Raw genomic sequence first — 26,614 nt, 5'->3', positions numbered from 1 at the left:
GGTCCGTGCGGGGAGAGCGCTAAGCCATGGCTGACGCCGATCCCCGCCGGCCGGCGGCGCTGCCGCTGCCCGATCATGTCGCGCTGGTGCTGCAGGGCGGCGGCGCGCTCGGCGCCTATCAGGCGGGCGTCTATGAGGCGCTGTCTGCCGGTGGGATCGAGGTGGACTGGGTCGCTGGCATCTCGATAGGCGCGGCCAATGCCGCGATCATCGCGGGCAACCCGCCCGGGCGGCGCGTCGCACGCCTGCGCGCCTTCTGGGATACGCTGACCGGCGCGTTGCCGAGCTTCCCCATCTGGCAGACGGACGATGCGCGCGAATGGCTGCATCTGTGGTCCGCCGGCTTCGTCGCGACGTTCGGCGTGCCCGGCTTCTTCAAGCCCCGCATGTGGCCGCCGACCGTGGCGCTGCCGGGGACGATCGAGGCGCTCTCCTTCTACGACAGCACGCCGATGCGGCAGACGCTCGACGCGCTGATCGACTGGGATCTGCTGAACGAGGGCCCGATGCGGCTGTCGGTCGGCGCGGTCGAGCTGGAGAGCGGCAACTTCCATTATTTCGACAATCGCCGCGAGCGGCTGGATGCGCGGCACATCATGGCGTCCGGCGCGCTGCCGCCGGGCCTGCCGCCGGTCGAGATTGACGGCAAATTGTGGTGGGATGGCGGGCTCGTCTCCAACACGCCGCTCGGCCATGTGCTGGAGACGCAGGACGGCGACATGCTCGTCTTCCAGGTCGACCTGTTCTCTGCGGCAGCGCCGAAGCCCCGGACGATGGTGGACGTGCTAGCGCGCGCGAAGGAAGTGCAGTTTTCCAGCCGCACGCGGCAGGTGTCCGACCAGCTGCTGAAGCTGCGGCGCGAGCGGCAGGCGATCCGCCGCGTGCTGGCCAAGCTGCCGCCGGACATGTGCGACGACCCCGACGTGGCGGCGCTCGCGGAGCAGGCGCGCGAATATAGCGTCAACCTCGTCCAGCTGATCTACCGCGCCAACGCCTGGGAAGGCGGCGCGCGCGACTATGAGTTTTCCGCGCGGACGATGGCCGAACATTGGGCATCGGGCCGCGAGGCGGTCGCGCGGACGATGACGCGGTCCGAACTGGTCGCGCAGAACATCCTCGACGGAAAGACCGCCGCCTTCGATCTCACCCGCTGATCCAACGGAGTTATCCCATGTTCCTCAAGGGCAAGACCGCGCTCGTCACCGGCTCCACTTCCGGCATCGGCCTCGCTTATGCCAAGGCGCTGGCGGCCGAGGGCGCGAACGTGACGATCAACGGCTTCGGCGACGCCGCCGCGATCGAGAGCGAGCGGCAGGCGCTGGCCGCCGCAAGCGGGGCGGGGGCGAGCTATTCGGCGGCGGACATGACCAGGCCGGACGAGATCGCAGCGATGGTGGCGGATTGCGCCAAGGAGTTCGGCTCGGTCGACATCCTGATCAACAATGCCGGCATCCAGCATGTCGCGCCCGTCGAGGAGTTCCCGCTCGACAAGTGGGACGCGATCATCGCGATCAATCTCACCTCCGCCTTCCACACGATCCGCGCCGCGCTGCCGGGAATGAAGGCGCGCAAATGGGGGCGGATCATCAACACCGCGTCCGCCCACTCGCTCACCGCATCGCCGTTCAAGTCCGCTTATGTGGCGGCCAAGCACGGCATCGCCGGGCTGACCAAGACGGTGGCGCTGGAGGCGGCGACGTTCGGCGTGACGGCGAACTGCATCTCGCCCGGCTATGTCTGGACGCCGCTGGTGGAGAAGCAGATCCCCGATACGATGAAGGCGCGGGGCCTGACGCGCGAGCAGGTGATGAACGACGTCCTGCTGGCAGGCCAGCCGACCAAGGAGTTCGTGACCGTGGAGCAGGTGGCGAGCCTGGCGCTCTATCTCTGCTCCGACGGCGCGGCGTCGATCACGGGGGCGAACCTTTCGATGGATGGCGGCTGGACGGCGGCGTGAGGCGGAACGAAAGCGCTCCCCCGCGCGTCGCCTGATCGACATGCGAACCCTCATACTCTGCGCGCTGGCGCTGCTGCCCGCTGGTGCCCGTGCGGCAGTGGCCGACTGGCGCACGCTGGCGACGGCGGACGACCGGGCGCGGCTGCGCAGCTGGCGGAGCGACTGGACCGCGGCGCTGGCGCAGGCGCGGGCGGCGGGGAAGGGCGGGGAGATTGCGGCGGAGGGGCTGCTGCTCCAGCCCGATGCCGGCCGCGGCGGGCCGCCGCCGCCCCCCGGCGAGTATCGCTGCCGCACGACCAAGCTCGGCGCCAAGCCGGGTGGCCTCACCGAATTCGCCGCTTATCCTCCCTTCGCCTGCCGCATCGCGCTGGAAGGCGACCTGATGAGCTTCGCCCGGCTCAACGGGCCGCAACGGCCGGTCGGCTTCCTCTTCCCCAATCGCGATGGGCGGCTCGTGTTCCTCGGCACGATGATGCTGGGCGATGAGGGCCGCGCGCAGCAATATGGGCGGGATGCGCAGCGCGACATGATCGGCGCGCTCGAGCGGATCGGGCCGCAGCGCTGGCGGCTGGTGCTGCCGCAGCCACGCTGGGAATCGATGCTGGATGTGATCGAGCTGGTGCCCGCCTCTTGAGCCTTTTCCGATCCGCCGCGCTCAGGTAAAAGCCTAAGCGGGGATCTGGGAAAAGGGGTTCGGCCATGGCAGGCTGGATGATGATCGCGCTGGCATTTGCCGGGCAGGCAGCCGCGGTGGACCTGTCCGCCGCGGATCTGAAGATCGCCCGTTCGCAGCCGTGCGGCCCCCGTTTCCAGCCGATGGCGGTTCGCATGGACGAGCTGCGGCCGCGGGCGCTCCAGCGGGCGCAGCCTGGCCTGAAGCGCGAGGCGCCGCGGCGTCCGATCCCGGCGCAGCCCTGCTATCGGCTCGCCGCCGCATGACGGCTTGCGCGGCAGCCGCCAGGCTGCTGTGCTGCCGGGCATGCAACGCCTCCCTTTTCTCGCTCTTGTCGCCGGCCTGATGGCCGCGCCCGTCGCCGCCGACCCGCTGACCCAGGCGGTCGCCGCCGACATGCCCGGCCTGATGGGCATCTACCGCACGCTGCACGCCAACCCCGAACTGTCGTTCGAGGAGCATAAGAGCGCGGCGACGCTGGCCGCCGAGGCGCGCAAGCTCGGCTTCGAGATGACGGAAGGGGTGGGCGGCACGGGCGTCGTCGCGGTGATGCGCAACGGACCGGGGCCTACGGTGCTGCTGCGCGCCGACATGGATGCGCTGCCGGTGGAGGAGCAGACCGGGCTGCCCTTCGCCAGCAAGGCGGTGGGCAAGACGCGTGAGGGCCAGCCGACGCCCGTCATGCACGCCTGCGGCCACGACACGCACATGACCGCGTGGATCGGCACCGCGCGGCGGCTGGCGGCGATGAAGGATCGCTGGTCGGGCACGCTGGTGATGATCGGCCAGCCGGCGGAGGAGATTGTCGGCGGTGCGGCAGCGATGCTGAAGGACGGGCTCTACACCCGTTTCCCGAAGCCCGAGGCGGTGATCGCCTTCCATGATTCGGCGGCGCTGCCCGCGGGCGTGATCGGCTATAATAGCGGGCCGGCGATGGCATCGAGCGACTCGGTCGACATCGTCGTGAAGGGGCGTGGCGGGCATGGCGCGATGCCGCAGACGACGGTCGACCCCATCGTCATCGCGGCGCGGATCGTCACGACGCTCCAGACGCTGGTCAGCCGCGAGGTGGATCCGCACGAAGTCGCCATCGTGACGGTCGGGAGCTTCCATGCCGGCACCAAGCACAACATCGTGCCGGCGGAGGCGAAGCTGCAGCTGACGGTGCGGGCGTTCGATCCGGGCGTGCGGCGCCACCTGCTCGACGGTATCCGCCGCATCGCCAAGGCGGAGGCCGAGGCGGCGGGGCTGCCTGCTGCGCTGCTGCCCACCGTCACGCTGAACGGCCGCGGCGCGGACGTGACGGTGAATAGCGAGCCGCTGACCGGTCAGGTGATCGGCGCGCTGACGCAGCGTTTCGGCGCGGAGCGAGTGCGGCAGACGCCGTCCGTCACCGCGAGCGAGGATTTCAGCCAATATGCGCTGGCCGATCCCAAGGTGCAGAGCCTGCTCTTCTGGGTGGGCGGCGTGCCGCAGGCGAAATGGGATGCGGTGAAGGGCGATCCGACGCAGCTGCCCTCGCTGCACAGCCCCTTCTGGGCGCCCGATGCCGAACGGGTGATCTCGACCGCGGTGGAGGCGATGACGACGGCGGCGCTGAGCGTGATCGGCCGCAAATAGGTCAGCCGTCCGGCTGGCCCTCGAGCGGCACCATGCGGGCGAGCAGGCGCGACAGCTCCTCGATCGCATAGGGCTTCTGCAGCAGTTCGAAGCCGTGACGGCCTTCCTCGGCCAGGACATGGCTGTAGCCGCTGGTCAGGATCACCGGCAGATCGGGCCAGCGGCGGCGAATCTCCTCGCCGAGTTCGACGCCGCTCATCCCCGGCATGACGACGTCGGAGAAAACCGCATCCACGGTCAGCCCGCCGCCGAGCAGCGCGAGGGCTTCCTTTGCATTGGCTGCCCAGCGCGTTTCGTAGCCGAGATCCTGGAGGATCTGGGTGGAGAAGGTGCCGACGTCGAGATTGTCCTCCACCACCAGCACGCGGCGTCCGCCGCCGGGCGTCGTAGCCGTGGCGCGCGGCGCCATTCGCGCAGGCACCAACGCCGCATCGACGTTCGGCAGATAGAGGGTGAAGCATGCACCCTGTCCGGGCGTGCTCGCCACATCGACATCACCGCCGGACTGTTTGGCAAAGCCATAGACCTGGCTGAGGCCGAGACCCGTGCCACGGCCGACCTCCTTGGTGGTGAAGAAGGGTTCGAACACCTGCGCGATGCGCTCCGGCGCGATGCCGCTGCCGCTGTCGGTGACGGAGAGCGCGACGAAGCGCCCACCGGTCGAGGCATGGCCGCGGATCATGGGCTTGTGATCGAGCGCGCGAACCGAGATGTGTAGCTCGCCGTCGCCGTCCATGGCATCGCGCGCATTGGCCGCCATGTTGATCAGCGCGGTTTCGAACTGGCTGCGATCCGCCTCGACGAAGCAGCCGCCGCAGGCGAGATCGGTGACGATCCGCACCCGCGGCCCAACGATCGAGCGGAGCATGTCGTCCATCGCTGCGACCCGATCGCCCATGTCGAAGACTTCGGGCTTGAGCGCCTGCCGCCGGGCGAAGGCGAGCAGCTGGCCGGTCAGCTTGGCGGCGCGATCGCTCGTCTCGGCGATCGCATCGATATAGCGGCGGCGGCGGGCCTCGGGCAGATCGGGCCGGCGCAGCAGATCGGTGGACGAGCGGATGATCGTCAGCATGTTGTTGAAATCATGCGCGACGCCGCCGGTGAGCTGGCCGACCGCCTCCATCTTCTGCGCCTGGCGGAGCTGTTCCTCCGCCTGATGGAGGGCGAGGGCACGCGCGCGCAGATCGGTGACGTCACGGGCGACGGCGTGGATCAGCCCGTCTGCGGGCACCGCCGTCCATGCAAGCACGCGGTAGCTGCCGTCTGCCGCCCGGCACCGATTTTCGAACGCCAGAACGCTGCGCCCGGCGCCGAGCGCCTGCACCTCGCGGATCGTGACATCGAGATCCTCGGGGTGGACGAGATCGAGCAGGTTTGTCCCGATCAGCCGATCCTCATGCCAGCCGAGCAGTGCCGACCAGGCCGGGTTGATCGCATTGACCGTGCCGTCCAGCCGGGCGACGAGCATCAGGTCGCGCGCCAGCCGCCAGATGCGGTCGCGATCCGCGGTGCGGCGCGCGACCTCGCTCTCGAGGCCTTCGGCCTGGCGTTGCAGGGCATCGCTGGCACGGACCTGCTCGTCCACGTCGAGCACGGTCAGGATCGCGCCGGCGACATGGCCGTCCTCCTCCACCGGTATGCCGCTGATCCGCGTCCAGCGCGGCTCGCCACCGGGCGGGTGCAGGCAGATGCGCTGTTCGAGCGTGGGCTCCCCGGCCAGCGCACTCTCGGCAAGTTGGGCGACCGGCGCGGGCGGATAGGCTTGGTGGGCGGCTCCGGTGCGCTCCAGGTCTGCATTGCTCGCGACTTCGCCGGGGAAGAAGGTGCGGAAGGCGGGGTTGGACAGCGCGGTCTGCCCGTCCGGTGCGATGAAGCTGACGCCGACGGGAAGATGATCCACCAGCGTGCGCAGACGGTTGCGCTCGGCCGCCAGCGTCCGCTCGCTCGCCTGCGCATTCGCCTCCGCCGCCTCCTGCGCGGTGACGTCGCTGAACAGGGCGACGACCTCGCGCGATCCTTCGCCGCCGACGCGGAAAGCGGAGACTTCGAACGTGCGGCCGAGCGCGGCGGCGACGTTGCGGAAGCGCACCGGCTCGCCGGTACGTGCAACAGCATCATAGATGTCGAACCAGTGCTGCTCATGATCGGGGCGAAGCTCCCGAATGCGGCAGCCGAGGGCGTCCTGCAGGCCGGTGTGACGGACGAAGGCGGGGTTGAGATCGACAAAGCGATAGTCGATCGGGTGCCCGTCCGCATCGCGGATCATCTCGAGCAGGCAATAGCCCGTATCCATCCAATCCAGCACGCTGCGGGCGACATCCGGAGCGGCGGCGCGAGCTGATGCGGCATCATCTGCAGCCGGCGCGGAGGGCAAGAACGAGGTCACATCATCGCCAACGCGCGATACCAGCCCGGTTTCCCGCCGTTACGGCTCCGGTGACGGGCAGAGGCCCGGTCAAGCGAATCCTCGCCTGAAATGAACATGTCTGTGCTTCGGCCGAAGATTAAGCCCGGCTTAATGCGGGGGTCTGCAACAGACCATGGATGAGTCGGTGGGATCAGCACCCGACAAGATCAGCTCCCTTACACCCCGCGAACGTACCTGCCTGCTAGCGGCGGCCGAGGGGCTGACGGCGAAGGAAATCGCGCTTTCGCTGGGGATCGGATACCGGACAGTCCAGAATTACCAGCAGGAAGCTGCGCGCAAACTGGGTGTCACCGGCACCGTGCGGGCAGCGCGAATGCTGATCGAAGCCGAGCGCCACACCCCTGTAGATGTACACCCCGCACCGGCAGTGGTTGCAGATCAATCCATAACGGCGGCACCAGACGAGCCGCCGGCAGAACTGCAAACAGCAGCAAAGCCAGCGAATGCGTTAAATACAGAAAATACGATCAACACAAGCGAAACAGTAAAACAGGTTAGTGCGGACGCGCCGGAGGCTTTTCCGGGCAGGATCGTCCAGCTCACGCCCGAACGGGTGCTGTGGCTGACGCTTGCCTGGGCAGTCGGGTTCAGTGCCGTGCTGGCTTTGGTCGCGGAGCTCTATCGTCTCGCCCTGTGATCCGGCCGTGGCCGGGCGCAGTGGCGTCCCGCAAGGAAACGCGGCGCACGCGCTGCCGCGAAGGAGGCCGCATGGCTGCCGAATTTCATTTTCAGAGACATGTTCCGAACGGGGCGAACAGAGCCTCGCAGGGATTGGCTGCCAGCGAGGGCTGCTGCGCCGACTGACGGGCGGCCGCACCGCCGATGAGGCGGTCGCATGCTCGTGATCATCTACTGGAACTGCGTCGCGCTCGTCCTGGCCGTCACGATCACCCGTGGCGGACGGCCGGAGCAATTTGCCGGCGTCATCCTCGTCTTGGCATCGGCCCTCGGCCTCGCGGCCGCATCCGATCCGGACACCAGCTTTCGGGAGGTCGAGTGGGACATCTTCGCGATCGACATTCTAAGCTTCGGCGGGCTTCTGGCGCTGGCGCTGCGTGCCAACCGATATTGGCCAAGCTGCACCGCGGGCCTGAAGCTGGCGCCCATCGCCGGCCACATCGCCAAGGCGATCGACCCGGGGAGCATCGCCCAGCACAGCTATGGCTGGCTGAACGTGGTGCTGACCTATCCCTTCATGGCGGTGATCGTCGTCGCGGTGCTGCGGCATCGAACAAGGGCGCAGCGCCATGGCGTTGATGCACCATGGCGATAGGCCGATGCCGAGGAACGCCCGGCCGGGCGGCTTCGCGCAGGCAAGCGACGCGGACCGGCGCAGCGACGGCGCGGACGGCGCTGCGCGCCCGACGCTTTCGCGCATGCAGGCGGTGGAGGTGGCGCGCGCCGTCTACGACGCGCGGCGGCAGCGCGACCGACTGTTCGGCGAGGGGCTGTTCGCCGACCCCGCGTGGGACATCCTGCTCGACACGTTTGTCCGCACCAGCGCGGGGCGGGTGCAATCCGTCAGCGCCGCCTGCATCGGCGCGGCAGCCCCGGCAACGACGGCGCTCCGCCACATCGCGCTGCTGGAGCAAGCCGGATTGCTGGAGCGCACGCGCGATCCGGGTGATGGGCGGCGCGTCTTCCTCGGCCTGTCGGAACATGGCAGCCGGCAGATGATCCGCTGGCTTTCCATGCTCGGCAGCGACGTTCTTGCTTAACGCCGCTTAACTGCGACCCTGCGGACGCCTGTCCGTTGTGCAGCGCAGTAGAGGGGCAGGCGATGGACGAAGCGGCATTCGACCAAGGGGATGACTGCGCCATCGCTGGATCGCTCCACGACCATGTGCGCGATGTGGCGGGAATCTCCGCGGCGGCGGTGCTGGCGGCCGGGCTTCTCCAGACGGTGTTCGTAGCGGCGCCCGCCTTGCTGCCGGGCGAGGGGCTGGGCCTCTACGTGCCGGGGCTGCGGATCATCTCGGATCGCTGCGATGTCCCAGAGGCTGGCGCTGCCGGCCGCGTGCAAAGGCGCGGCGGCTAGGCGCGCGAACGCGGAGGATCACCGCAACGGCGATCCGCTACGCGCTTGCACTTGTGTCAGGAACCGGCGGGGCTGGTGGAGCTGAGGGGAATCGAACCCCTGACCTCTGCAGTGCGATTGCAGCGCTCTCCCATCTGAGCTACAGCCCCGCACCCGCCGGGCGCTCCCCTTAGCTGCCGCGCAGAGGCGATGCAACCGCATCTTTCAGGACTACCAGATGCGCCGCGTGTGGGCCTCATCGCACGCGCGGATCGCTTCATCTTGACGTTGCTGAGACGAAACGTTCTCGTCGCACGCTGGCACGATCCAGTCGCGCTCCGGTTCCTGCATTATATTTATTGACAGATTGGGATCGGGCAGAATCCCGCGGCGTTTTTAGCGGCAGATCGTAAACATCACGTAGCCGGAGCGTCGCGCCATGGACCAGCCCGTCCTTCCCTCCAACCCGATCCGCCGCCGCACCGCGCTGGCCGTCGCGCTGGCGAGCGGGGCGTTTGCCGCATTGATGAACGTGGCCACCCCGGCCTTCTCGCAGGCCGAGCCTGCGGTGGTGTCCGCCACGCTGGCGCCGCTGCCGGGGGCATGGTCGCCCGAGGCGGCGCGCGATCTGCTGGCGGCGATCGATGCGTCCGAGCGGGAAGGGCTGGATCCCGAGGTCTACAACCGCGCTGCCCTGCGTCGCGCCATGGCGGCGGAAGATCCTGCGGCGCTGGACAGCGTCGCCAACGCCGCCGCGCTGTCGCTGGCGCGCGACTATTATTCGGGTCGCGTGGCCGACAAGGCCGCGTTCGACTGGCATATCGAACGCTCGCCCTACGAGGCCTCCAAGCTGCCCGCCGAACTGGCGAGTGCCGTTGCCAAGGGCAATGTCCGCGCGTGGCTGGAAGGGCTGCTGCCGCAGAATGAGCAATATGCCGCGCTGCGCACCGCGCTCGCCGACGCGAAGGACCCGGTGGAGCGCGACAGGCTGCGCGCGAACATGGAGCGGTGGCGCTGGATGCCGCGCACGCTCGGCGACAAATATCTCTACGTCAACGTTCCCAGCTACGACCTGAAGGTGGTGGAGCAGGGATCGCAGGTGGCGAGCTACACGGTGGTGGTCGGATCGCCCAAGACGCCGACGCCGCAGCTGTCGCTCACGGCGTCCTCGATCGTGGTCAATCCGTGGTGGAACGTGCCGGAGTCGATCGCCAAGCAGGGTCTCGGCCGCGGCTACCAGGCGGTGCGGACGGCGAGTGGCGTGCGCTACCGTCAGCCGCCGGGGCCGCGCAACTCGCTCGGCAAGGTCAAGATCGACATGCCGAACCCGCACGCAATTTACCTGCATGACACGCCGGCCAAGGCGCTGTTCGCCCGGCAGGAGCGCGCGCTGAGCCACGGCTGCATCCGCGTGCAGGACATCGACCAGCTTGCACTCGAGCTGATGCAGCGGGACGAGAGCCGGATGGCGTTCGAGGACGCTTACGGCTCGCAGGACACCAAGACGGTGCGGCTGGCGGACCAGTGGCCGGTCTACCTCGTCTACTTCACCGCGGAGGCGGATGCAGGCGGCGTGAAGATGCTGAAGGATCCCTATGGTCGCGACGCGCAACTGGCGCAGCGGCTCGACAAGGAGATCCAGACGGCCAAGGCCAACCTGCCCGGCGCTCGGGTGCAGATGGCATCGAACTAGGACGCGTAACGACGACATGTGCTGCTTGGCCGATGGGCTGAGCAGCACATCAGGAACCAGCCGGGACTCGTTAAATCTCGTCTGGTAAATTCCGCTCCGGGCAAAGGCTTGCGAGGGCGGGATTTTGGGCGATCGGACGAACGGCGCGGTTTCGCGTCGCGGGTTTCTTGGGCTTGGCACGCTGGGTGCGGCCGGTCTGGTGGCGGGCTCCGCTTTCGCGGAAACGCCGCTGGTGTTGAAGTCTGCGGCGGACCAGCCGGCGGTCCGCCCGGCGCTGCTGGCGCGGGCGCGCGCTGCGCTCCAGGCGCATGCGCATGAGATCCCCAATCGCGACCTGATCGCCATCGCCGATTTCGCCCGCGCGTCGCGTGATCCGCGCTTCCATCTGGTCGATATGATGAACGGTCGCACCACCACCCTGCTGGTGGCGCATGGCCGCGGCTCCGATCCCGATCATAGCGGTTGGGTGCGGCGCTTCTCCAACGATGTCGGCTCCGCCGCATCGTCCGAGGGCGCCTATCGCACGGGCGCGCTCTACGTCGGCAAGCATGGCCGCTCGCGCCGGCTGGATGGGCTGGATGAAACGAACGACAATGCGCTGCAGCGCGCCGTGGTCGTCCATGCCGCCTGGTATGTCGGGCCCGAGATGGTGCGCGATCATGGCAAGCTCGGCCGCTCCGAGGGGTGCTTCGCGGTGTCGGAGAGCGAGCTGGAGCTCGTGCTCGGCCGGCTCGGCGAAGGCCGGATGATCTATGCGGCGAAGGCCTGATCGCGCGGCATGCTGATCGAAGGCGGCTGCCACTGCGGCCTTGTCCGGTTTCAGGTGTCGCTGTCCGCGCCCGAGGTGGAGCTGCTGGACTGCGATTGTTCGATCTGTTCGATGACGGGCTATCTGCACCTGATCGTCGACGAGAAGAAGTTCCGCCTGACCGACGGTGTGCGGGACACCACCACCTACCGCTTCGGCAGCGGCAAGGCGCGGCACATCTTCTGCTCGCAATGCGGGATCAAGAGCTTCTACCGGCCGCGATCGCATCCCACGTCCTACAGCGTCAATTATCGCTGCCTCGACGAGGGGCATGATCTGCGGCCGACCATCGTGCCGTTCAACGGGAAGGATCATCCCGGCGCGATCGGCTGACCCGGCCTGCTTGGCCGAGACGCATTGCGTCGCCGCCGCGCTGCCCGCATTGACGGGACGGACACAGCGCAAGCGGCGGGGGAGCAGGATGGCGGACGGCGGGGCGGGCGACGGGACGCTCGATTTCAGGCGCGATCGGCTGGTGATCGTCGCCTCCACCCTCGGCACCGTGTTCGAGTGGTACGACTTCTTCATCTACGGCACGCTGGCGACGATCATCGGCCGGCAATTCTTCCCGGCGAGCAGCGAGACCGCGCAGTTTCTGCTGGCGCTCGCTTCCTTCGGCGTCGGTTTCGGCGTGCGTCCGCTGGGGGCGGCCCTGTTCGGGCATTTCGGCGATCGGCTGGGCCGCAAATACACCTTCCTCGCCACCATCGCGCTGATGGGCGTGGCGACGGCGGGGGTCGGTCTCGTACCCTCCTACGCCACGATCGGGATGGCGGCGCCGGTGCTGCTGGTGCTGCTGCGCGTGATGCAGGGCTTGGCGCTGGGCGGCGAATATGGCGGCGCGGCCATCTATGTCGCCGAACATGCGCCGGCGGAGAAGCGCGGTTTCTACACCAGCTTCATCCAGGCGGGCGTGATCGGGGGGTTCCTCCTGAGCCTGATGGTGGTGCTGTTCGCGGAGGGGCTGGTCGGCCGCGAGGCGTGGGCGGCGTGGGGCTGGCGGCTGCCCTTCCTGTTCTCGGTCGTGCTGCTCGGCATCTCGCTGTGGATCCGCATGAAGCTGAGCGAAAGCCCCGTCTTCAAGGCGATGAAGGAAGCGGGCGAGATTGCGCGCAACCCGCTGGGCGAAAGCTTCCGTTCGGCGAGCAACGTGCGGCTGATGCTGGTGGCGCTGTTCGGCATCGCCGCGGGGCTGACGGTGATCTGGTACACCGCGCAGTTCCAGGTGATGTACTTCCTCCAGAACGCGCTGCGGGTGGACGACACGGTCGCGCGGCTGACAGTCGGCGCGGCGGCGGTATTCAGCCTCGGCTGGTTCATCCTGTTCGGGCGGCTGTCCGACCGGATCGGGCGGCGCAAGCCGATCCTGATCGGCTATGCGCTGACCCTCGTGCTGATGTTCCCGCTGTTCCACGGGCTGGCGGCGGTGGCCAACCCGGCTTTGGCGCAGGCGCAGGCGCGTGCGCCCGTGGTGGTCGCGGGCAGCGGATGCGCCTACAACCCGTTTGCGCAGACACAGGCGAGCCCGTGTGGCGCGCTGCTCGACGCGCTGGCGCGCAAGGGCGTCGCCTATACCAAGACGGCGGGGGCGGCGGGCGCCGCGCCGGTCGTCACCATCGGCGGCACGGCGGTGGACGCGCGGGATCCGGCGGCGCTGGATGCGGCGTTGAAGGGCGCCGGCTATCCGATCGACAAGGTGCGGCCGGGCTTCGGCGCGGCGGTGGCGATGGTGGCGCTGATCGTGGTGATCGGCTTCCTCTCCGGCATGACCTACGGCCCGGTTGCGGCGCTGCTGGTGGAGCTGTTCCCGGCGCGCATCCGCTACACATCGATGTCGGTGCCCTATCATCTCGGCACGGGCTATTTCGGCGGGTTCCTGCCGTTCATCAGCCAGTTCATCGTGGTGAAGACGGGCGATCCCTTCTCCGGGCTCTGGTACACGATCGCGGTGGTGGCCATGGCGCTGGTGGTCACCTTTTTCGGCCTGCCAGAGACGGCGGGCAAGCGGCTCGACTGAGCGGCGTCTCGCGGAAGGGGCTGGCACCGGCGGCTCCCACACCCTAACTGCCGGCGACCAGCAAGGAGTTTTACCCGATGGCCGATGCGACGACGCTCACCTTTTCCCTCGACAGCGGCGGCGACGTCGTCATCCGCCTGCGCCCCGATCTGGCCCCCGGCCACGTCGAGCGCATCACCGAACTGGCGCGTGAAGGTTTCTATGACGGCGTGGTGTTCCACCGCGTGATCGGCGGCTTCATGGCGCAGGGCGGCGATCCCAGCGGCACCGGCATGGGTGGCAGCGACAAGCCGGACATCAAGGCCGAGTTCAGCCGCGAGCCGCACGTGCGCGGCACCTGCTCGATGGCGCGGACCAGCGATCCGAACAGCGCCAACAGCCAGTTCTTCATCTGCTTCGACGATGCGCGCTTCCTCGACAACCAGTACACCGTCTGGGGCCAGGTGGAGAGCGGCATGGAATATGTCGACGCGCTGCCCAAGGGTGAGCCGCCGCGCACGCCCGGCAAGATCGTCAAGGCGACCGTCGCTTAAGACTGCGATCCTCCCCCGGCCGCGTGCCGGGGGAGCTTATTCGGCAGCGAACAGCCAGTCGTGGAACAGGCGCACCGCCCGCGATGCGAGCGCGCCGCGCCGGCAGGCGAACCAGTAAGCATAGTTCGATTCCACCGGCACATCGAACAGGCGGACCAGACGATCGTCCTGCGCCAGCTCCAGATGCAGATCGAGCATGAAGGCGACGCCCAGACCCTGCGCCGCTGCCTCCAGCATCAGCTGCCCGGAATCGAAATAATCGACCGCGGCAGGCTCCACGCCCGGCGCCCCCACTGCCTCGCGCCACAGATCGAACGTCTGCGGCATGTCGCGGTGCAGCAGCACGGTAAGGCTAGACAGCGCGTCGAAGCCGGCATGCGTGCGCTCCGCCACGCTGCGCGCAACGATCGGCACGACAAGGCCGCGCTGGATCAGGCGGCCATAAAGCGGCGGCTCCACATCGCGGGCGAGCACGATCGCGGCATCGAGCCCCTCGCCGAGGCGGCTGAGCGGATGGGCCGACGTATCCATGTCGATATGCAGTTCGGGATAGCGCTGGCGCAGTTCAGGCAGGCGGCCGATCAGGCGCTGCGATGCGAACAGCGGCGGGACGGCGAGTTTCAGGCGCAGCACGTCGCCTTCCGCCGTCGCTGCCTCCATCGCCTCCGCAAGTTGTCCCAGAGCAGGGGCGAGGCGGGCGAGCAGCGCTTCCCCCGCGGGGTTCAGCGCCATCGCCTGGTGGCGCCGTTCGAAGAGCGGGCGGCCGACGAAGCGCTCGAGCGCCTGGATGCGCCGGCTAAGCGCGGGCGAGGACAGCGCAAGCTCCTCCGCGGCCGCCTTGACCGAACCGAGGCGGGCGACCTGGACGAACGCCTCGACGGCAGTCAGCGGGGGCAGGCGGCGCATCGGCAGCTCCGGGCAGGCTCTTCATTGTGCATTGCAGTATGCGATCGTTGCTTAAGGACAGCAGTGCAACCCAAATCAAACGGATGCAGTTTTTGCAAGCGAGACACATGTAGTTCGCACTTGCAACACGCGCCGCTGCACTGCACAACGCACGTGCCTTTTAGGCATCCTCTCCTAGACTTCAGGCCGGCGCCGCAAGGCAGCCGGCCTTTTTTTGCGCCCGCCACACCGCCTGGGGGATCGAAACGGCCAAGTGCCGTCTTATCTCCGCCGCATCGCACGACATTGAAAAGGGGTGACGAATGGCGGAGGCCGATGGCGCAGGGCGCAAATTGCAGGTGGCCAATGCCCGCCCCGACGATAGCGGACGCGGCCTTGCCAGGCTGAGCCGGACGACCATGAACGCGCTCGGTTTGTCCGAGGGCGATGTCGTAGAAATCGTCGGCAAGCGTGCGACGCCCGCGCGTGCGGTGCTGCCCTATTCGGAAGATGAGGGGCTCGATATCCTCCGCCTCGATGGCCTCCAGCGCGCCAATGCGGGTGTCGGCTCGGGCGATTTCGTCGAGGTGCGGAAAGCGCAGTCGCAGCCGGCGCAGCGCGTGGTGTTCGCCCCGGCGCAGCAGAACCTGCGGCTGCAAGGCTCAGGCGAGGCGCTGAAGCGCAGCTTCGGCATGCGGCCGCTGACCGCGGGCGACGTGGTCGCGACGACCGGGCAGCAGCGCGTGCAGCAGGACAATATCCCGCCGCAGCTGCGGCAGATGCTCAACGCGCCGGCCTTCGCGCTGCAGGAGATCCGCCTGACGGTTGTCTCCACGAGCCCTCGCGGCATCGTCCATATCGACGAGAATACCGAGGTGGAACTGCGCTCGGAATATACCGAGCCGCAGGGCGAACGGCGGGCCGATGTCACCTATGACGACATTGGCGGCCTGGGGAACACGATCGACCAGATCCGCGAGATGGTCGAGCTGCCGCTCCGCTATCCGCAGCTGTTCGAGCGGCTGGGCGTCGATCCGCCCAAGGGCGTGCTGCTCCACGGCCCGCCCGGCACCGGCAAGACGCGTCTCGCCAAGGCGGTGGCGAACGAGAGCCATGCCAGCTTCTTCCACATCGCCGGCCCCGAGATCATGGGCTCCGCTTATGGCGAGAGCGAAAAGCACCTCCGCGAGGTGTTCGAGGAGGCGACCAAATCCGCCCCGTCCATCGTCTTCATCGACGAGATCGACTCCATCGCACCCAAGCGCGGCCAGGTGACCGGCGAGGCGGAGAAGCGCCTCGTTGCACAGTTGCTGACGCTGATGGACGGGTTGGAAAGCCGCGCCAACCTCGTCGTCATCGCCGCGACCAATCGGCCCGAGGCGATCGACGAAGCGCTTCGCCGGCCGGGCCGGTTCGACCGCGAGATCGTGATCGGCGTGCCGGACGAGCGCGGCCGGCGCGAGATCCTCGGCATCCACACCCGCGGCATGCCGCTCGGCGACCGGGTCGACTTGGATGAACTGGCGCGGCAGACCTACGGCTTCGTCGGCGCGGACATGGCGGCGCTGACGCGCGAGGCGGCGATCGAGGCGGTGCGGCGGATCATGCCGAAGCTCGATCTCACCTCCACCACGATCCCGCCCGAGGTACTCGACACGCTGTCGGTCACGCGTGAGGATTTCCAGGAGGCGATCAAGCGCGTGCAGCCGTCCGCCATGCGCGAGGTGATGGTGCAGAAGCCGAATGTCGGCTGGGACGATGTCGGCGGGCTGGACGATGCGCGCGAACGGCTGCGCGAGGGCGTCGAGCTGCCGCTGAAGGACCCCGACGCGTTCCGCCGTCTCGGCATCCGCCCGGCCAAGGGCTTCCTGCTCTATGGGCCGCCGGGCACGGGCAAGACGCTGCTGGCAAAGGCGGTGGCGCGCGAGGCGCAGGCCAATTTCATCGCCACCAAGTCGAGCGACCTGCTCTCCAAATGGTATGGCGAGAGCGAGCAGCAGATCGCCCGCCTGTTTGCCCGCGCGCGGCAGGTGGCGCCGACGGTGATCTTCATCGACGAACTGGACAGCCTCGTGCCCGCCCGCGGCGGCGGCATGGGCGAGCCGCAGGTGACGGAGAGGGTGGTGAACACCATCCTCGCCGAGATGGACGGGCTGGAGGAATTGCAGTCCGTCGTCGTCGTCGGGGCGACCAACCGGCCGAACCTGATCGATCCCGCGCTGCTGCGGCCGGGCCGGTTCGACGAGCTGGTCTATGTCTCCGTGCCCGATACCGGCGGGCGGCGGCGCATCCTCGGCATCCACACCGAGGCGATGCCGCTCGCCGGGGATGTGGACCTCGACTCGCTGGCGGAGCGGACGGATCGCTTCACCGGCGCGGATCTGGAGGACCTCACCCGCCGCGCGGGTCTCACCGCACTTCGCCGGTCGCTCGACACGCGTTCGGTGTCAATGGCCGACTTCGAGGCGGCGCTGGAGGAAACGCGCGCGAGCGTGACGCCCGAGATGGAGCGCGAATATGAGCAGATGGCCGCGCGCCTGAAGCAGGATGCGCTGCGGATCGAGCAGATCGGCTTCATCGCGCCCGGCCAGCTGACCGCGCGAGGGACCAAGAGCTACGATTGATGAGGGTCACGTCACCCCAGCGAAAGCTGGGGATCTCGTGAGGCAGCTATCCGCTGCAAAAATTCGAGATCCCAGCTTTCGCTGGGATGACGGCATCGTGGGCGCGCTCAGCGCCCGCGATATTTGTCGAACCAGGCGAGGATCGCCGACGCCTTCGCCGCCGACTGGCTCGGCCGCGCGGCGATGCCGCCGTGGCTGGCGCCGGGCACCTTGACGAAGGCGGTGTCCACGCCGCGCAGTTTCAGCGCCGAATAATATTGCTCCGCCTCGGAGACGGGGGTGCGATAATCTTCCGAGCCGACGACGACGAGCGTCGGCGTCTTGACGTTGCCGACGAGGCTGAGCGGCGAGCGCGCCCAATAGGCCTGCGGATCCTCCCACGGCATCGCGCCGAACCAGTAGCGCGCGAAGAAGGAGGGATTGTCGGCCGTCAGCGCGAAGCTGGCCCAATCGATCACGGGCTTCTGCGTCGCCGCGGCCTTGAACCGGGTCGTCTTGCCCACGATCCATGCGGTCAGCGCGCCGCCGCCCGAGCCGCCGGTGACGAACAAATTGTTCGGATCGACCCGCCCGGCCGCGATCGCCGCATCCACCGCTGCCATCAGGTCGGCATAATCGTCACCCGGATATTTGTGGTGGATGAGATTGGCGAATTCCGCCCCATAGGAGGTGGAGCCGCGCGGATTGACGTAGAGCACGGCATAACCCGCGGCGGCATAGAGCTGGTCGTCGGTCGAGAAGTACGGACCGTAGGCGGCGAAGGGGCCGCCATGGATCTCGAGGATCAGCGGCAGCTTGGCGTCCGGGGCGGCACCGGGCGGCAGCATCAGCCACGCATCCACCGCGCGCCCGTCGGGCGCCGTAACGGGCAGCTTCACCGGCTCCGCCAGCGCCTTGGCGGCCAGCAGATCCTCGTTCAGCCGTGTCAGCCGCACCGCCCTGCCGCCGCGCGCCACGCCGAGATCGGCGGGCCGCAGCGGGCCGGCCGTGGTGAGCGCAACCGTGCCGTCACGCGCGACCGAGAAGTCGCCGCCCGTATAGGGCCGGTCGAGCTGCCCGCCGGCGAGACCCGTCGCGACTGTCGTGATGCGGCCGTCGAGGCCGACGCGCGCCACCTTCTTCTCCGCGCGGTCCTCATAGGAGACGTAAAGCGCGCGGCTGTCGCGCGCCCAGACCGGCTGCTCGACGCTGCGGTCGAGCGCGGCGGTGAGCGCACGCGGGTTCGTGCCGTCGCGGTTCATCACGTACAGCGTGCGGTTCTGATAGCCGAGCCGCTTGTCGTCATAGCCGACATAGGCGATCAGGCGGCCGTCCGGCGAGACGGCGGGCTCATCGTCCGGCCCCTCGCGCTTGGTCAGCTGGGTCAGTGCGGCACTGGTCGTATCGACGGCGAACACCTCGCTGTCGGCGGACTCGATCTCCCAATCCGGGCGGCGCACCGCGGAGAACAGGACCTGGCGGCCGTCCGGCGTCCAGCTGAGCGGGCCATTGTCGTGGAAGCGGCCGAAGGTCAGCTGGCGCGGCGCGCCGCCGTCGGCCGAGACGACGAAGACGTGGCTGAAGCCGGGCGTCAGATAGCCTTCGCCATCCGCGCGGTAGGTGACGGCGGTGATCGTCTCCAGCGGCTTGGCCCACTGCGCGCCATCGGGCTTCTTCGGCGCCTTGCCGAGCGTCGGCGCATCCTCGTCGATGTTGACCGTGTAGGCGATGCGCGTGCCGTCGGGCGACCATTCGATCGAGGTCGGCGTGCCGGGCAGGGCAGTGATCTGCGCCGAGCGGCCGGTCCCAAGCCACAGCACGAACAACTGCGGCGTTCCGCTGCCAGGCGACGCGATGTAGGCGATGCGCGTGCCATCGGGCGACCAGCGCGGGCTGGAGGCGTCCGTCTCGGCGACGAGCGGCGTCTGTGCGCCGGTGGCGGCGTCGACCAGCCAGATGGTCGGCCGCGCCCGATCGCGCATGATGTCGTTGGTGCGGCGCACATAGGCGATGCGCTTGCCGTCGGGCGCGATGCGCGGATCGCTCGCCATCTCCAGCCCGAACAGGTCGGCGCCGGTGAAGGTGCGGCTGGGCCCATCCGCATCGGCGGCGCGCAGGCTGGTGGCGGAGAGGAGGGCGGCGGCGAGGAGGAAAGGTCGGATCATGACGCTGTTTATGAACGGCATGTTGCCGGCGGCAAGGGGCTAAGTCGCTCAGCGCTTCCGCAGGTGCAGGCGGCCGCGGAACAGGCCGCGTTTGCTCAGCGGCTCGAACATCTCGTCCGGGCCTTCGGGATCGAGCACCTCGTGATCGGCCAGCCACTTCTCGACGGCGCTGAGATCGGGCTGCTCGAACGGGCGCAGCGAACGGCCGGGTCCGCGGAGCGCTTCGACCGTGGCGATGAGCGATCCGGTGCGCGCGACCGTCTCCGCGATCGCCTCGGGAGAGACGGCGAGATGCTCGGCCAGCAGATCGTCGCGGATCGCGGAGATGCGGGCGGGCGCATCCTCGTTGCCGGGCAGGGCGGCATCGATCGTCACGTCGCATTCGGTGTCGAGCCGGAGCGAGCGGTTGTTGAGGTTGGACGAGCCGACGCGCAGCACCTGATCGTCGACGATCATCACCTTGGCGTGGACGTAGATCGGCTCGCCGCCTGCGGTGAACGGGTGGTAGAGGCGGAAGCGGCCATGCTTGTCGCGCCGGCGCAGCGCCTCCACCAGCCGGGCGCGCGCCGTGTCCATCGCCAGCGGCTCCAGCCAGCCCTGCGCGGTGACCGGGTTGACCAGCACGATCTCGGGCCCGTCCGGCTCGTCCAGCCGCCGCGCGATCGCCTCGGCGATGCGGCGCGAGGCGAAATACTGGCTCTCGGCATAGAGCATGCGGCGGGCGCGGGCGACGTGATCGAGGAAAAGGCGCTCGACCTCCACAATCTCGGGCTCGCGCGGCATCTTGGGCGCAGAGCGGGCGATGGCGACGCGCACCTTCGTGAAATCGGGCTGCAGATCGTCGGGCCAGCAGTCATGCCGTGCGGTGATGGGAGATAGCGCCTTGCCGCCCGCCCGCTGCCAACGTTCACGGCCGAGCTTGCCCAGCGCTGCCGCGGCAGGCCCTTCGACCGCGGTGGTGGCGTCGTGCCATGGCTTGCACGGCGATCCCGAGGGCGTGATCCGATTCGGATCGTCGTCGCGATGTTCGCGCGTGTCCCACCGCTCCGCGGTCATGTCGATGCCGCCGCAAAAGGCGAGGCAGTCGTCGATCACGACGATCTTCTGGTGGTGCGATCCGCCGGTCGGGTGATGGCGGTCGAGCCGCGCGGAGATGCGGCGGTGGAGCAGCATGCGCAACGTCAGCGGCAGGTTCATGCCGCGGAACAGGGATTTCAGCGCGCCGAGATCCCAGCGCAGGATGTGGACGTTGAGCGCAGGCTTGCGCCGCACCAGCCACAGCAGGAAATCGCCGACCTGCGGCGGGCCGCCATCGCCCGGCGACTGCTCCAGCGTGATGCGGGCGTCGAAATCCCAGCCGATCAGCATGATCCGCCGCTCGGCCTTCAGCATGGCGGCACGCGCATGATGAAAATAGTTGGCGGCATCGACGATCACCGCCGCGCGGCTGGCATCTTCGACCCGCCAGCAATTGCGGCCGGGCTCGGGCAGGCCGTCGGTCATGTCGTGGGGATCGCAGCGGCCATGGTCTGGCCTAGGCAGGCGATCGTTGCAGGGTCAACCATGCCGGTCAACAACACGTGGCGGCGGAGTTGTTCCAAGGGCGGCACGGCCGAAGCGCGGCACCAGTCCGCCGCGACGAAAAAGGGCGGACGCGTCGCCGCATCCGCCCTCCATCCGTCTGTCTTGCGCGAAGGCTCAGGCGCCCGCCGCCTCCGCCTTGGGCTTGCCGCCCTTCTTGGGCTTGCGCGGCGCCGCCGAGACGATCTCGAAGGCGAGCGTGTCGTCCTTGACGTGGACCTTCACCTCGCCGCCGTGGACGAGCTTGCCGAACAGCAGCTCCTCCGCCAGCGGCTGCTTGACCTTCTCCTGGATCAGGCGGCCCATCGGCCGCGCGCCATAGAGCTTGTCATAGCCCCGCTCGGTCAGCCACGCCTTCGCCTCATCGTCGAGCGAGATGTGCACCTCGCGGTCTGCCAGCTGCAGTTCGAGCTGGAGGATGAACTTCTCGACGACGCGGTTGATCACCTCGGTCGGCAGGTAGCCGAAGGGCACGACCGCATCGAGACGGTTGCGGAACTCGGGCGTGAACATCTTCTTCACCGCCTCCTCATCCTCGCCCTCGCGGGTGAGGTTGCCGAAGCCGAGCGATTCGCGCGCCATGTCGGATGCGCCCGCATTCGTCGTCATGATCAGGATGACGTTGCGGAAATCCACCGACTTGCCGTGCTGATCGGTGAGGCGGCCATTGTCCATCACCTGCAACAGGATGTTGAACAGGTCCGGATGCGCCTTCTCGATCTCGTCGAGCAGCAGCACGCTGTGCGGGTGCTGATCGACCGCATCGGTCAGCAGGCCGCCCTGATCGAAGCCGACATAGCCCGGGGGCGCACCGATCAGCCGGCTGACCGAGTGGCGCTCCATATATTCGGACATGTCGAACCGCTGGAGCGGAATGCCCATGATGTTGGCCAGCTGGCGCGCAACCTCCGTCTTGCCGACGCCTGTCGGACCAGAGAACAGATAATTGCCGATCGGCTTGTCCGGATCGCGCAGGCCCGCACGGCTGAGCTTGATTGCCGAGGACAGCAGCTCGATCGCCTTGTCCTGCCCGAACACGACCCGCTTGAGATCGGTCTCGAGCGTGGCGAGCGCCTTGGTGTCGTCGGTGGAGACCGACTTCGGCGGGATGCGCGCCATCGTCGCGATCACGGCCTCGATCTCCTTGGCGGTGATCACCTTCTTCCGCTTGGACGGCACGACCAGCATCTGCATCGCGCCGGATTCGTCGATCACGTCGATCGCCTTGTCCGGCAGCTTGCGATCATTGATGTAGCGTGCGGACAATTCGACCGCCGCCTTGATCGCCTCGGGCGTATACTTGACCGAGTGATGCTGCTCGAACGCCGAGCGCAGGCCCGTGATGATCTTGATCGTATCCTCGACCGTCGGCTCGTTCACGTCGATCTTCTGGAACCGGCGCAGCAGCGCGCGATCCTTTTCGAAGTGGTTGCGGAACTCCTTGTAGGTGGTCGAGCCGATGCAGCGGATCGAACCGCCCGAAAGCGCCGGCTTGAGCAGGTTGGACGCATCCATCGCGCCGCCGCTGGTGGCACCGGCGCCGATCACGGTGTGGATCTCGTCGATGAAGAGCACCGCGTGCGGCATCTTCTCAAGCTCGGTCACGACCTGCTTCAGCCGCTCCTCGAAATCGCCGCGGTAGCGCGTGCCGGCAAGCAGCGCGCCCATGTCGAGCGAGTAGATCACGGCCGGCAGCAGCACCTCCGGCACCTCGCCCTCGACGATCTTGCGCGCGAGGCCCTCGGCGATCGCGGTCTTGCCGACGCCCGGATCGCCCACATAGAGCGGATTGTTCTTGGACCGGCGGCACAGGATCTGGATGGTCCGATCAACCTCGGCGGTGCGGCCGATCAGCGGATCGACCTTGCCCTCCTTGGCCTTGTCGTTGAGGTTTACGGTGAACTGCTTGAGCGCGCTTTCGCCCTTCTTGTCACCGGGCTTCGCCGCGGCCTTTTCTTCTTCGCCCTTCACGTCGCGCGCCTCCGTGGGCTGGCCGGCCTTGCCGACGCCATGGCTGATGAAGCTGACCGCATCGAGGCGGCTCATGTCCTGCTGCTGCAGGAAGAAAACGGCGTAGCTCTCGCGCTCGGAGAAGAGGGCGACGAGCACGTTGGCGCCCGTCACCTCCTCCCGGCCGGAGGACTGGACGTGGAGGATGGCGCGCTGGACGACGCGCTGGAAACCGGAGGTGGGCGACGGATCGGTCTGCACGTCGACCTTGAGCGCATCGAGCTCACTGTCGAGATAATGGACCACCGCCGCCTTGATCTCGCCAAGATCGACGCCGCAGGCAGCCATCACCTTGGCGGCATGATCATCGTCGATCAGCGCGAGCAGCAGATGTTCGAGCGTCGCATATTCGTGGCGGCGGCTGGAAGCGGCCGTCAGCGCATTGTGCAGCGTCTGTTCGAGCTCGCGGGCGAAGGAAGGCATAAGGCTCTACTCCAGGGGCGTCGCCGGGGAAGGCGGCCCGTTTCTTCCAATGTTGGAAGTCGCGAACCGTTCCTCAAGGTCGGTCGCTGGCCGGAGCATCTGGCGGTCCGTCCGCTCCGGCGCGGCCGCTCTCATCGGTTGAATAACGCGTCGGCGCTTGCCCGGTGGTTAACGGCGCTTTCAAGCTTGCGCCGCACGCGCACAATTTCGGCCTCCAGCAGAACGATGCGCGCCTGAAGCTCATCCACGGAGAAGGGATCGAGATCCTGGGCGGCGAGCGCGGCCAAGGGATCGTCGGCCCGTTTCGCGAAAATCTCTTGCGGGTCCATGGGCGGATCGTTGACCGCATTGCACCATGTGTCAATAAGCCCGCTCGCGGACCAATCCGCGAGGGGGCGAGACGAAAATGGGCGGGCTTCCCGAGACGATGCTTGCGATCGATCCGGCATGCCCGGGCGGTCCCGAGGTGCTGGTGCCCGTCGAGCGGCCGGTGCCGCGGCCGGGCCCGCGCGAACTGCTGGTCCGCGTCGCCGCGGCGGGCGTCAACCGGCCCGACCTGATGCAGCGGCAGGGCCATTATCCGCCGCCCCCCGGCACCACCTCCATCCTCGGGCTGGAACTGGCGGGCGAGGTGGTGGCGCTAGGCGAGGGCGCGGAGAGCGCGCTGATCGGGCAGCCGGTCTGCGCACTGGTCGCGGGCGGCGCCTATGCCGAATATGCGGTGGTGCCCGCCGGCCAGTGCCTGCCCGTGCCTGATGCGATCACGATGGTGGAAGCCGCGGCGATCCCCGAGACGCTGTTCACCGTGTGGACCAACCTGTTCGAACGTGCCTATGCGGTCGAGGGCGACACGGTGCTGGTGCATGGCGGCACCAGCGGCATCGGCACGATGGCGATCCTGCTCGGCGGTCTGTTCGGGCTGGAGGTGATCGTCACCGTCGGGTCGGACGCGAAGGCGGCGCGGGCGCTGGAGATCGGGGCGGCGCATGCGATCAACTACCGCGAACAGGATTTCGTCGAGGAGGTGAAACGCATCACCGGCGGGCGCGGCGTCGCGGCGGTGCTGGATATGATCGGCGGCGATTACTTCCCGCGCAACCTTGCCTGTCTCGCGGATGAGGGGCGCCACGTGTCGATCGCGTCGCAGCGTGGCAACATGGCCGAGTTCCGCATCTTCGACGTGATGCGCCGTCGCCTGACCCTCACCGGATCGACGCTCCGGGGCAGAAGCGTCGAGTTCAAGTCGCTGGTGGCGGACGAGCTGTGCCGGACCGTCTGGCCGCATGTGCGCGAAGGGCGGTTGAAGCCGGTGATCGACACCACCTTCCCGCTGGCCGAGGCGGCGGCGGCGCATGCCCGGCTGGAGGAAGGCACGCATGTCGGCAAGGTCGTGCTGACGGTCGGCTGAGCCGGGCGTCAGCCGGGCAGCTCCAGCGTCTCGACAAGGAAATCGACGAAGGAGCGCACACGCAGCGCCAGGCGGTCGTGTGGCACGAACAGCGCGTGAATATGCTCGCCGTCGCCGGGATTATGGCTGGCGAGGATCTCGACGAGCCGCCCCGCGGCCAGATCGGCCGCGACATGGAACCGGCCGAGCCGCGCAATGCCGCCCCCTGCCACGGCCATTAGCCGCACCGTCTCGCCCGAATTGCCGAGAAACGGGCCCCCCATCGTCCGCTGCACGACAGCCCCGTCGATGCGGAAGGGCCAGCTGTCGATCGAGCGGCGGAAATTGAAGCGCAGGCAGGTGTGCCGGTCGAGATCCGCGGGATGCTTTGGCGTGCCGCAGCGCCGGAGATAGTCGGGGCTGGCGACGACCGCCATCGTGCTGCGGCCGAGCTTGCGGGCCTTCGCGCTGGTATCGCGCAGAGGGCCGATGCGGATGGCGATGTCGGCGCGTTCCTCCACCAGCTCGACCAGCGCATCGGACAGGGTGAGATCGACCGTCACGGCCGGGTGCGCGCGCAGATAGGCAGGCAGGATCGGCAGCAGGCATTGCGTGCCGAACGGCACCGATGCGTTGACGCGCAGCATGCCGCGCGGCGTGCGATCGCGCTCGAAGCTGCGCTCCACCGCGTCGATCTCGTCCATCAGCCCGGCGATCCGCTCCCGGTAGGACAGCCCCTCGGCGGTGAGCGCCAGCGCGCGCGTGGTCCGCGTGGCAAGCTGCACGCCCAGCCGCGCCTCCAGCCGGGCCATCGCGCGGCTGACGGCCGACGGGGTGATGCGCAGCGCCTTCGCCGCGGCGGCGAAGCTGCCATGCTGCGCCACGGCCAGGAAGATCATCATCTCGCCCAGGCGATTGTCCATGCCGATCCGTGATTCCGCTGCACTTCTGTCATGCGACGGCGCGGTCTAATCAGCAATGGCCCGGCGTCTTACTCTTCGTGCAACCGACATGAAGGAGTGACGCGATGGACCTGCAACTCAGCGGCAAGACCGCGCTGGTGACCGGATCGACGGCGGGCATCGGCCTGGCCATCGCCGAGCGGCTGGCGGCGGAGGGCGTCGCGGTCACGATCTGCGGCCGCAGCCAGACCAAGCTGGACGAGGCGGCGGCGCGCATCGGCAAGGTGGGCCGCGTGACGCCCGTGCTGGCGGACCCCGCCACGGCCGAGGGTGCCGCCACGCTGATCGCCGCGGTTCCGCAAACCGACATCCTAGTCAACAATCTCGGCATCTACGAAGCCAAGCCGTTCACCGAGATCAGCGATGCGGATTGGCACCATCTGTTCGAGGTGAACGTGGTCAGCGGCGCGCGGCTGGCGCGGCACTATTTCCCGCAGATGCTGGCGCAGGGCTGGGGCCGCATCCTGTTCGTCGCCAGCGAGAGTGCGCTCGTCATTCCGGGTGAGATGATCCACTACGGCATGACCAAGACGGCGCAGCTCGCCATCGCGCGCGGTCTGGCCGAGCAGACGCGCGGCACGGGCGTGACGGTCAATTCGATCCTGCCCGGCCCGACCCGCTCGGAGGGGATCGTCGAGTTCATCCGCTCGGTCGTCGACAACAAGGATGCGCCGGAGGCGGAGCGGGAGACCGAATTCTTCACCACGATGCGCCCGCTGTCGCTGATCCGCCGCCTGATCGAGGCGGACGAGATCGCCGCGCAGGTCGCGCTGCTCGCCAGCCCGCTCGGCGCGATCACCAACGGCGCGGCGGTGCGGATGGAGGGCGGGATCGTGCCGACGATCGCCTGAT

Annotated in this window: 24 protein-coding genes and 1 tRNA gene; 17 read left to right on the top strand and 8 right to left on the bottom strand. The window is 68.3% G+C overall.

The annotated features are described in order from the left end of the window. Positions 1–26: 26 nt before the first annotated feature. The 5 genes from BM360_RS06280 (at position 27) to BM360_RS06260 (ending at position 4,250) form a co-directional block, all read left to right on the top strand. Positions 27–1,154, top strand: a complete 1,128-nt coding sequence (locus tag BM360_RS06280) for a patatin-like phospholipase family protein (RefSeq protein WP_093312435.1) — start codon at positions 27–29, stop codon at positions 1,152–1,154. A 17-nt stretch (positions 1,155–1,171) separates the two neighbouring features. Next, positions 1,172–1,957, top strand: coding sequence for a 3-hydroxybutyrate dehydrogenase (locus tag BM360_RS06275; RefSeq protein ID WP_093312432.1), 786 nt, complete (start codon positions 1,172–1,174; stop codon positions 1,955–1,957). 40 nt (positions 1,958–1,997) lie between these two features. After that, complete coding sequence (locus BM360_RS06270) at positions 1,998–2,591, top strand: DUF4893 domain-containing protein (RefSeq protein ID WP_093313826.1); 594 nt, start codon at positions 1,998–2,000, stop codon at positions 2,589–2,591. Positions 2,592–2,656: 65 nt separating this feature from the next. Continuing rightward, positions 2,657–2,896 (top strand): hypothetical protein, encoded by a 240-nt coding sequence (locus BM360_RS06265; RefSeq protein WP_093312429.1) that lies wholly within the window; start codon positions 2,657–2,659, stop codon positions 2,894–2,896. Positions 2,897–2,936: 40 nt separating this feature from the next. Next, entirely contained in the window at positions 2,937–4,250 is a 1,314-nt protein-coding gene (locus BM360_RS06260; protein ID WP_093313824.1) for an amidohydrolase, read from the top strand. A gap of 1 nt (position 4,251) precedes the next feature. Here BM360_RS06260 and BM360_RS06255 read toward each other — a convergent pair whose 3' ends face one another. Then, the gene (locus BM360_RS06255) at positions 4,252–6,555 is read right to left on the bottom strand and encodes a PAS domain-containing hybrid sensor histidine kinase/response regulator (protein ID WP_093312427.1); all 2,304 of its coding nucleotides are present in this window, start codon (positions 6,553–6,555) and stop codon (positions 4,252–4,254) included. 235 nt (positions 6,556–6,790) lie between these two features. Between BM360_RS06255 and BM360_RS06250 the strand changes: the two genes are divergently transcribed. The 4 genes from BM360_RS06250 (at position 6,791) to BM360_RS06235 (ending at position 8,716) form a co-directional block, all read left to right on the top strand. Beyond that, the gene (locus tag BM360_RS06250; RefSeq protein ID WP_093312424.1) at positions 6,791–7,315 is read left to right on the top strand and encodes a helix-turn-helix domain-containing protein; all 525 of its coding nucleotides are present in this window, start codon (positions 6,791–6,793) and stop codon (positions 7,313–7,315) included. 198 nt (positions 7,316–7,513) lie between these two features. Continuing rightward, on the top strand, positions 7,514–7,951 hold the full coding sequence (locus BM360_RS06245; RefSeq protein ID WP_093312421.1) for a hypothetical protein: 438 nt from the start codon (positions 7,514–7,516) through the stop codon (positions 7,949–7,951). 4 nt (positions 7,952–7,955) lie between these two features. Continuing rightward, on the top strand, positions 7,956–8,396 hold the full coding sequence (locus tag BM360_RS06240; RefSeq protein WP_093312419.1) for a helix-turn-helix domain-containing protein: 441 nt from the start codon (positions 7,956–7,958) through the stop codon (positions 8,394–8,396). Positions 8,397–8,458: 62 nt separating this feature from the next. Continuing rightward, positions 8,459–8,716, top strand: coding sequence for a hypothetical protein (locus tag BM360_RS06235; protein WP_093312417.1), 258 nt, complete (start codon positions 8,459–8,461; stop codon positions 8,714–8,716). A 73-nt stretch (positions 8,717–8,789) separates the two neighbouring features. On the opposite strand, the gene BM360_RS06230 is transcribed toward BM360_RS06235, so the two are convergent. Next, positions 8,790–8,865, bottom strand: a tRNA-Ala gene (locus tag BM360_RS06230). Positions 8,866–9,134: 269 nt separating this feature from the next. Here BM360_RS06230 and BM360_RS06225 point away from each other — a divergent pair. The 5 genes from BM360_RS06225 to BM360_RS06205 all read left to right on the top strand — a co-directional run bounded on the left by BM360_RS06225 (position 9,135) and on the right by BM360_RS06205 (position 13,746). Continuing rightward, positions 9,135–10,388: a L,D-transpeptidase family protein gene (locus BM360_RS06225; protein ID WP_093312414.1), complete on the top strand. Its 1,254-nt coding sequence runs from the start codon at positions 9,135–9,137 to the stop codon at positions 10,386–10,388. 124 nt (positions 10,389–10,512) lie between these two features. Then, positions 10,513–11,157 (top strand): murein L,D-transpeptidase catalytic domain family protein, encoded by a 645-nt coding sequence (locus tag BM360_RS06220; protein WP_093312412.1) that lies wholly within the window; start codon positions 10,513–10,515, stop codon positions 11,155–11,157. Positions 11,158–11,166: 9 nt separating this feature from the next. Then, positions 11,167–11,529 carry a GFA family protein gene (locus BM360_RS06215; RefSeq protein WP_093312409.1) on the top strand — a complete coding sequence of 121 codons (363 nt, stop codon included), beginning with the start codon at positions 11,167–11,169 and terminating at the stop codon, positions 11,527–11,529. A gap of 88 nt (positions 11,530–11,617) precedes the next feature. After that, positions 11,618–13,213, top strand: coding sequence for an MFS transporter (locus tag BM360_RS06210; RefSeq protein ID WP_093312403.1), 1,596 nt, complete (start codon positions 11,618–11,620; stop codon positions 13,211–13,213). 77 nt (positions 13,214–13,290) lie between these two features. Continuing rightward, on the top strand, positions 13,291–13,746 hold the full coding sequence (locus tag BM360_RS06205) for a peptidylprolyl isomerase (RefSeq protein WP_093312396.1): 456 nt from the start codon (positions 13,291–13,293) through the stop codon (positions 13,744–13,746). A 36-nt stretch (positions 13,747–13,782) separates the two neighbouring features. Here the strand turns inward: BM360_RS06205 and BM360_RS06200 are convergent, their stop codons facing one another. Continuing rightward, entirely contained in the window at positions 13,783–14,652 is an 870-nt protein-coding gene (locus BM360_RS06200; RefSeq protein WP_093312389.1) for a LysR substrate-binding domain-containing protein, read from the bottom strand. A gap of 302 nt (positions 14,653–14,954) precedes the next feature. Here BM360_RS06200 and BM360_RS06195 point away from each other — a divergent pair, with 302 nt between their 5' ends. Then, the gene (locus BM360_RS06195; RefSeq protein WP_093312383.1) at positions 14,955–17,255 is read left to right on the top strand and encodes a CDC48 family AAA ATPase; all 2,301 of its coding nucleotides are present in this window, start codon (positions 14,955–14,957) and stop codon (positions 17,253–17,255) included. 107 nt (positions 17,256–17,362) lie between these two features. On the opposite strand, the gene BM360_RS06190 is transcribed toward BM360_RS06195, so the two are convergent. The 4 genes from BM360_RS06190 to BM360_RS06175 all read right to left on the bottom strand — a co-directional run bounded on the left by BM360_RS06190 (position 17,363) and on the right by BM360_RS06175 (position 23,742). Then, positions 17,363–19,399 carry an alpha/beta hydrolase family protein gene (locus BM360_RS06190; RefSeq protein ID WP_242653339.1) on the bottom strand — a complete coding sequence of 679 codons (2,037 nt, stop codon included), beginning with the start codon at positions 19,397–19,399 and terminating at the stop codon, positions 17,363–17,365. A 48-nt stretch (positions 19,400–19,447) separates the two neighbouring features. Continuing rightward, complete coding sequence (locus tag BM360_RS06185) at positions 19,448–20,902, bottom strand: phospholipase D-like domain-containing protein (RefSeq protein ID WP_093312371.1); 1,455 nt, start codon at positions 20,900–20,902, stop codon at positions 19,448–19,450. 195 nt (positions 20,903–21,097) lie between these two features. Beyond that, complete coding sequence (gene clpA / locus BM360_RS06180; RefSeq protein ID WP_093312364.1) at positions 21,098–23,413, bottom strand: ATP-dependent Clp protease ATP-binding subunit ClpA; 2,316 nt, start codon at positions 23,411–23,413, stop codon at positions 21,098–21,100. Between the two features lie 131 nt (positions 23,414–23,544). Further along, entirely contained in the window at positions 23,545–23,742 is a 198-nt protein-coding gene (locus BM360_RS06175) for a DUF1192 domain-containing protein (protein WP_093312361.1), read from the bottom strand. A 77-nt stretch (positions 23,743–23,819) separates the two neighbouring features. On the opposite strand from BM360_RS06175, the gene BM360_RS06170 reads away from it, so the two are divergent. Next, positions 23,820–24,821, top strand: coding sequence for an NAD(P)H-quinone oxidoreductase (locus tag BM360_RS06170; protein WP_093312358.1), 1,002 nt, complete (start codon positions 23,820–23,822; stop codon positions 24,819–24,821). An 8-nt stretch (positions 24,822–24,829) separates the two neighbouring features. Here BM360_RS06170 and BM360_RS06165 read toward each other — a convergent pair whose 3' ends face one another. Further along, complete coding sequence (locus BM360_RS06165; protein ID WP_093312356.1) at positions 24,830–25,723, bottom strand: LysR family transcriptional regulator; 894 nt, start codon at positions 25,721–25,723, stop codon at positions 24,830–24,832. A 104-nt stretch (positions 25,724–25,827) separates the two neighbouring features. Between BM360_RS06165 and BM360_RS06160 the strand changes: the two genes are divergently transcribed. Beyond that, positions 25,828–26,613 (top strand): SDR family NAD(P)-dependent oxidoreductase, encoded by a 786-nt coding sequence (locus tag BM360_RS06160; protein ID WP_093312353.1) that lies wholly within the window; start codon positions 25,828–25,830, stop codon positions 26,611–26,613. Position 26,614 lies beyond the last annotated feature (1 nt).

Origin of the sequence: Sphingomonas jatrophae (genome assembly GCF_900113315.1) — a bacterium.
GTDB classification, from domain to species: Bacteria; Pseudomonadota; Alphaproteobacteria; order Sphingomonadales; family Sphingomonadaceae; genus Sphingomonas_P; species Sphingomonas_P jatrophae.
Note: the sequence above shows the minus strand (reverse complement) of the source record. Positions and strands in the feature narration are given on the sequence as shown.

What these genes read in the sequence shown, in the direction of transcription:
- BM360_RS06280 (WP_093312435.1), top strand. Translation starts at nt 27, where the DNA reads ATGGCTGACGCCGATCCCCGCCGGCCGGCGGCGCTGCCGCTGCCCGAT.
- BM360_RS06275 (WP_093312432.1), top strand. Translation starts at nt 1,172, where the DNA reads ATGTTCCTCAAGGGCAAGACCGCGCTCGTCACCGGCTCCACTTCCGGC.
- BM360_RS06270 (WP_093313826.1), top strand. Translation starts at nt 1,998, where the DNA reads ATGCGAACCCTCATACTCTGCGCGCTGGCGCTGCTGCCCGCTGGTGCC.
- BM360_RS06265 (WP_093312429.1), top strand. Translation starts at nt 2,657, where the DNA reads ATGGCAGGCTGGATGATGATCGCGCTGGCATTTGCCGGGCAGGCAGCC.
- BM360_RS06260 (WP_093313824.1), top strand. Translation starts at nt 2,937, where the DNA reads ATGCAACGCCTCCCTTTTCTCGCTCTTGTCGCCGGCCTGATGGCCGCG.
- BM360_RS06250 (WP_093312424.1), top strand. Translation starts at nt 6,791, where the DNA reads ATGGATGAGTCGGTGGGATCAGCACCCGACAAGATCAGCTCCCTTACA.
- BM360_RS06245 (WP_093312421.1), top strand. Translation starts at nt 7,514, where the DNA reads ATGCTCGTGATCATCTACTGGAACTGCGTCGCGCTCGTCCTGGCCGTC.
- BM360_RS06240 (WP_093312419.1), top strand. Translation starts at nt 7,956, where the DNA reads ATGCCGAGGAACGCCCGGCCGGGCGGCTTCGCGCAGGCAAGCGACGCG.
- BM360_RS06235 (WP_093312417.1), top strand. Translation starts at nt 8,459, where the DNA reads ATGGACGAAGCGGCATTCGACCAAGGGGATGACTGCGCCATCGCTGGA.
- BM360_RS06225 (WP_093312414.1), top strand. Translation starts at nt 9,135, where the DNA reads ATGGACCAGCCCGTCCTTCCCTCCAACCCGATCCGCCGCCGCACCGCG.
- BM360_RS06215 (WP_093312409.1), top strand. Translation starts at nt 11,167, where the DNA reads ATGCTGATCGAAGGCGGCTGCCACTGCGGCCTTGTCCGGTTTCAGGTG.
- BM360_RS06210 (WP_093312403.1), top strand. Translation starts at nt 11,618, where the DNA reads ATGGCGGACGGCGGGGCGGGCGACGGGACGCTCGATTTCAGGCGCGAT.
- BM360_RS06205 (WP_093312396.1), top strand. Translation starts at nt 13,291, where the DNA reads ATGGCCGATGCGACGACGCTCACCTTTTCCCTCGACAGCGGCGGCGAC.
- BM360_RS06200 (WP_093312389.1), bottom strand. Translation starts at nt 14,652, where the DNA reads ATGCGCCGCCTGCCCCCGCTGACTGCCGTCGAGGCGTTCGTCCAGGTC.
- BM360_RS06195 (WP_093312383.1), top strand. Translation starts at nt 14,955, where the DNA reads ATGGCGGAGGCCGATGGCGCAGGGCGCAAATTGCAGGTGGCCAATGCC.
- BM360_RS06190 (WP_242653339.1), bottom strand. Translation starts at nt 19,399, where the DNA reads ATGATCCGACCTTTCCTCCTCGCCGCCGCCCTCCTCTCCGCCACCAGC.
- BM360_RS06185 (WP_093312371.1), bottom strand. Translation starts at nt 20,902, where the DNA reads ATGACCGACGGCCTGCCCGAGCCCGGCCGCAATTGCTGGCGGGTCGAA.
- clpA (WP_093312364.1), bottom strand. Translation starts at nt 23,413, where the DNA reads ATGCCTTCCTTCGCCCGCGAGCTCGAACAGACGCTGCACAATGCGCTG.
- BM360_RS06175 (WP_093312361.1), bottom strand. Translation starts at nt 23,742, where the DNA reads ATGGACCCGCAAGAGATTTTCGCGAAACGGGCCGACGATCCCTTGGCC.
- BM360_RS06170 (WP_093312358.1), top strand. Translation starts at nt 23,820, where the DNA reads ATGGGCGGGCTTCCCGAGACGATGCTTGCGATCGATCCGGCATGCCCG.
- BM360_RS06165 (WP_093312356.1), bottom strand. Translation starts at nt 25,723, where the DNA reads ATGGACAATCGCCTGGGCGAGATGATGATCTTCCTGGCCGTGGCGCAG.
- BM360_RS06160 (WP_093312353.1), top strand. Translation starts at nt 25,828, where the DNA reads ATGGACCTGCAACTCAGCGGCAAGACCGCGCTGGTGACCGGATCGACG.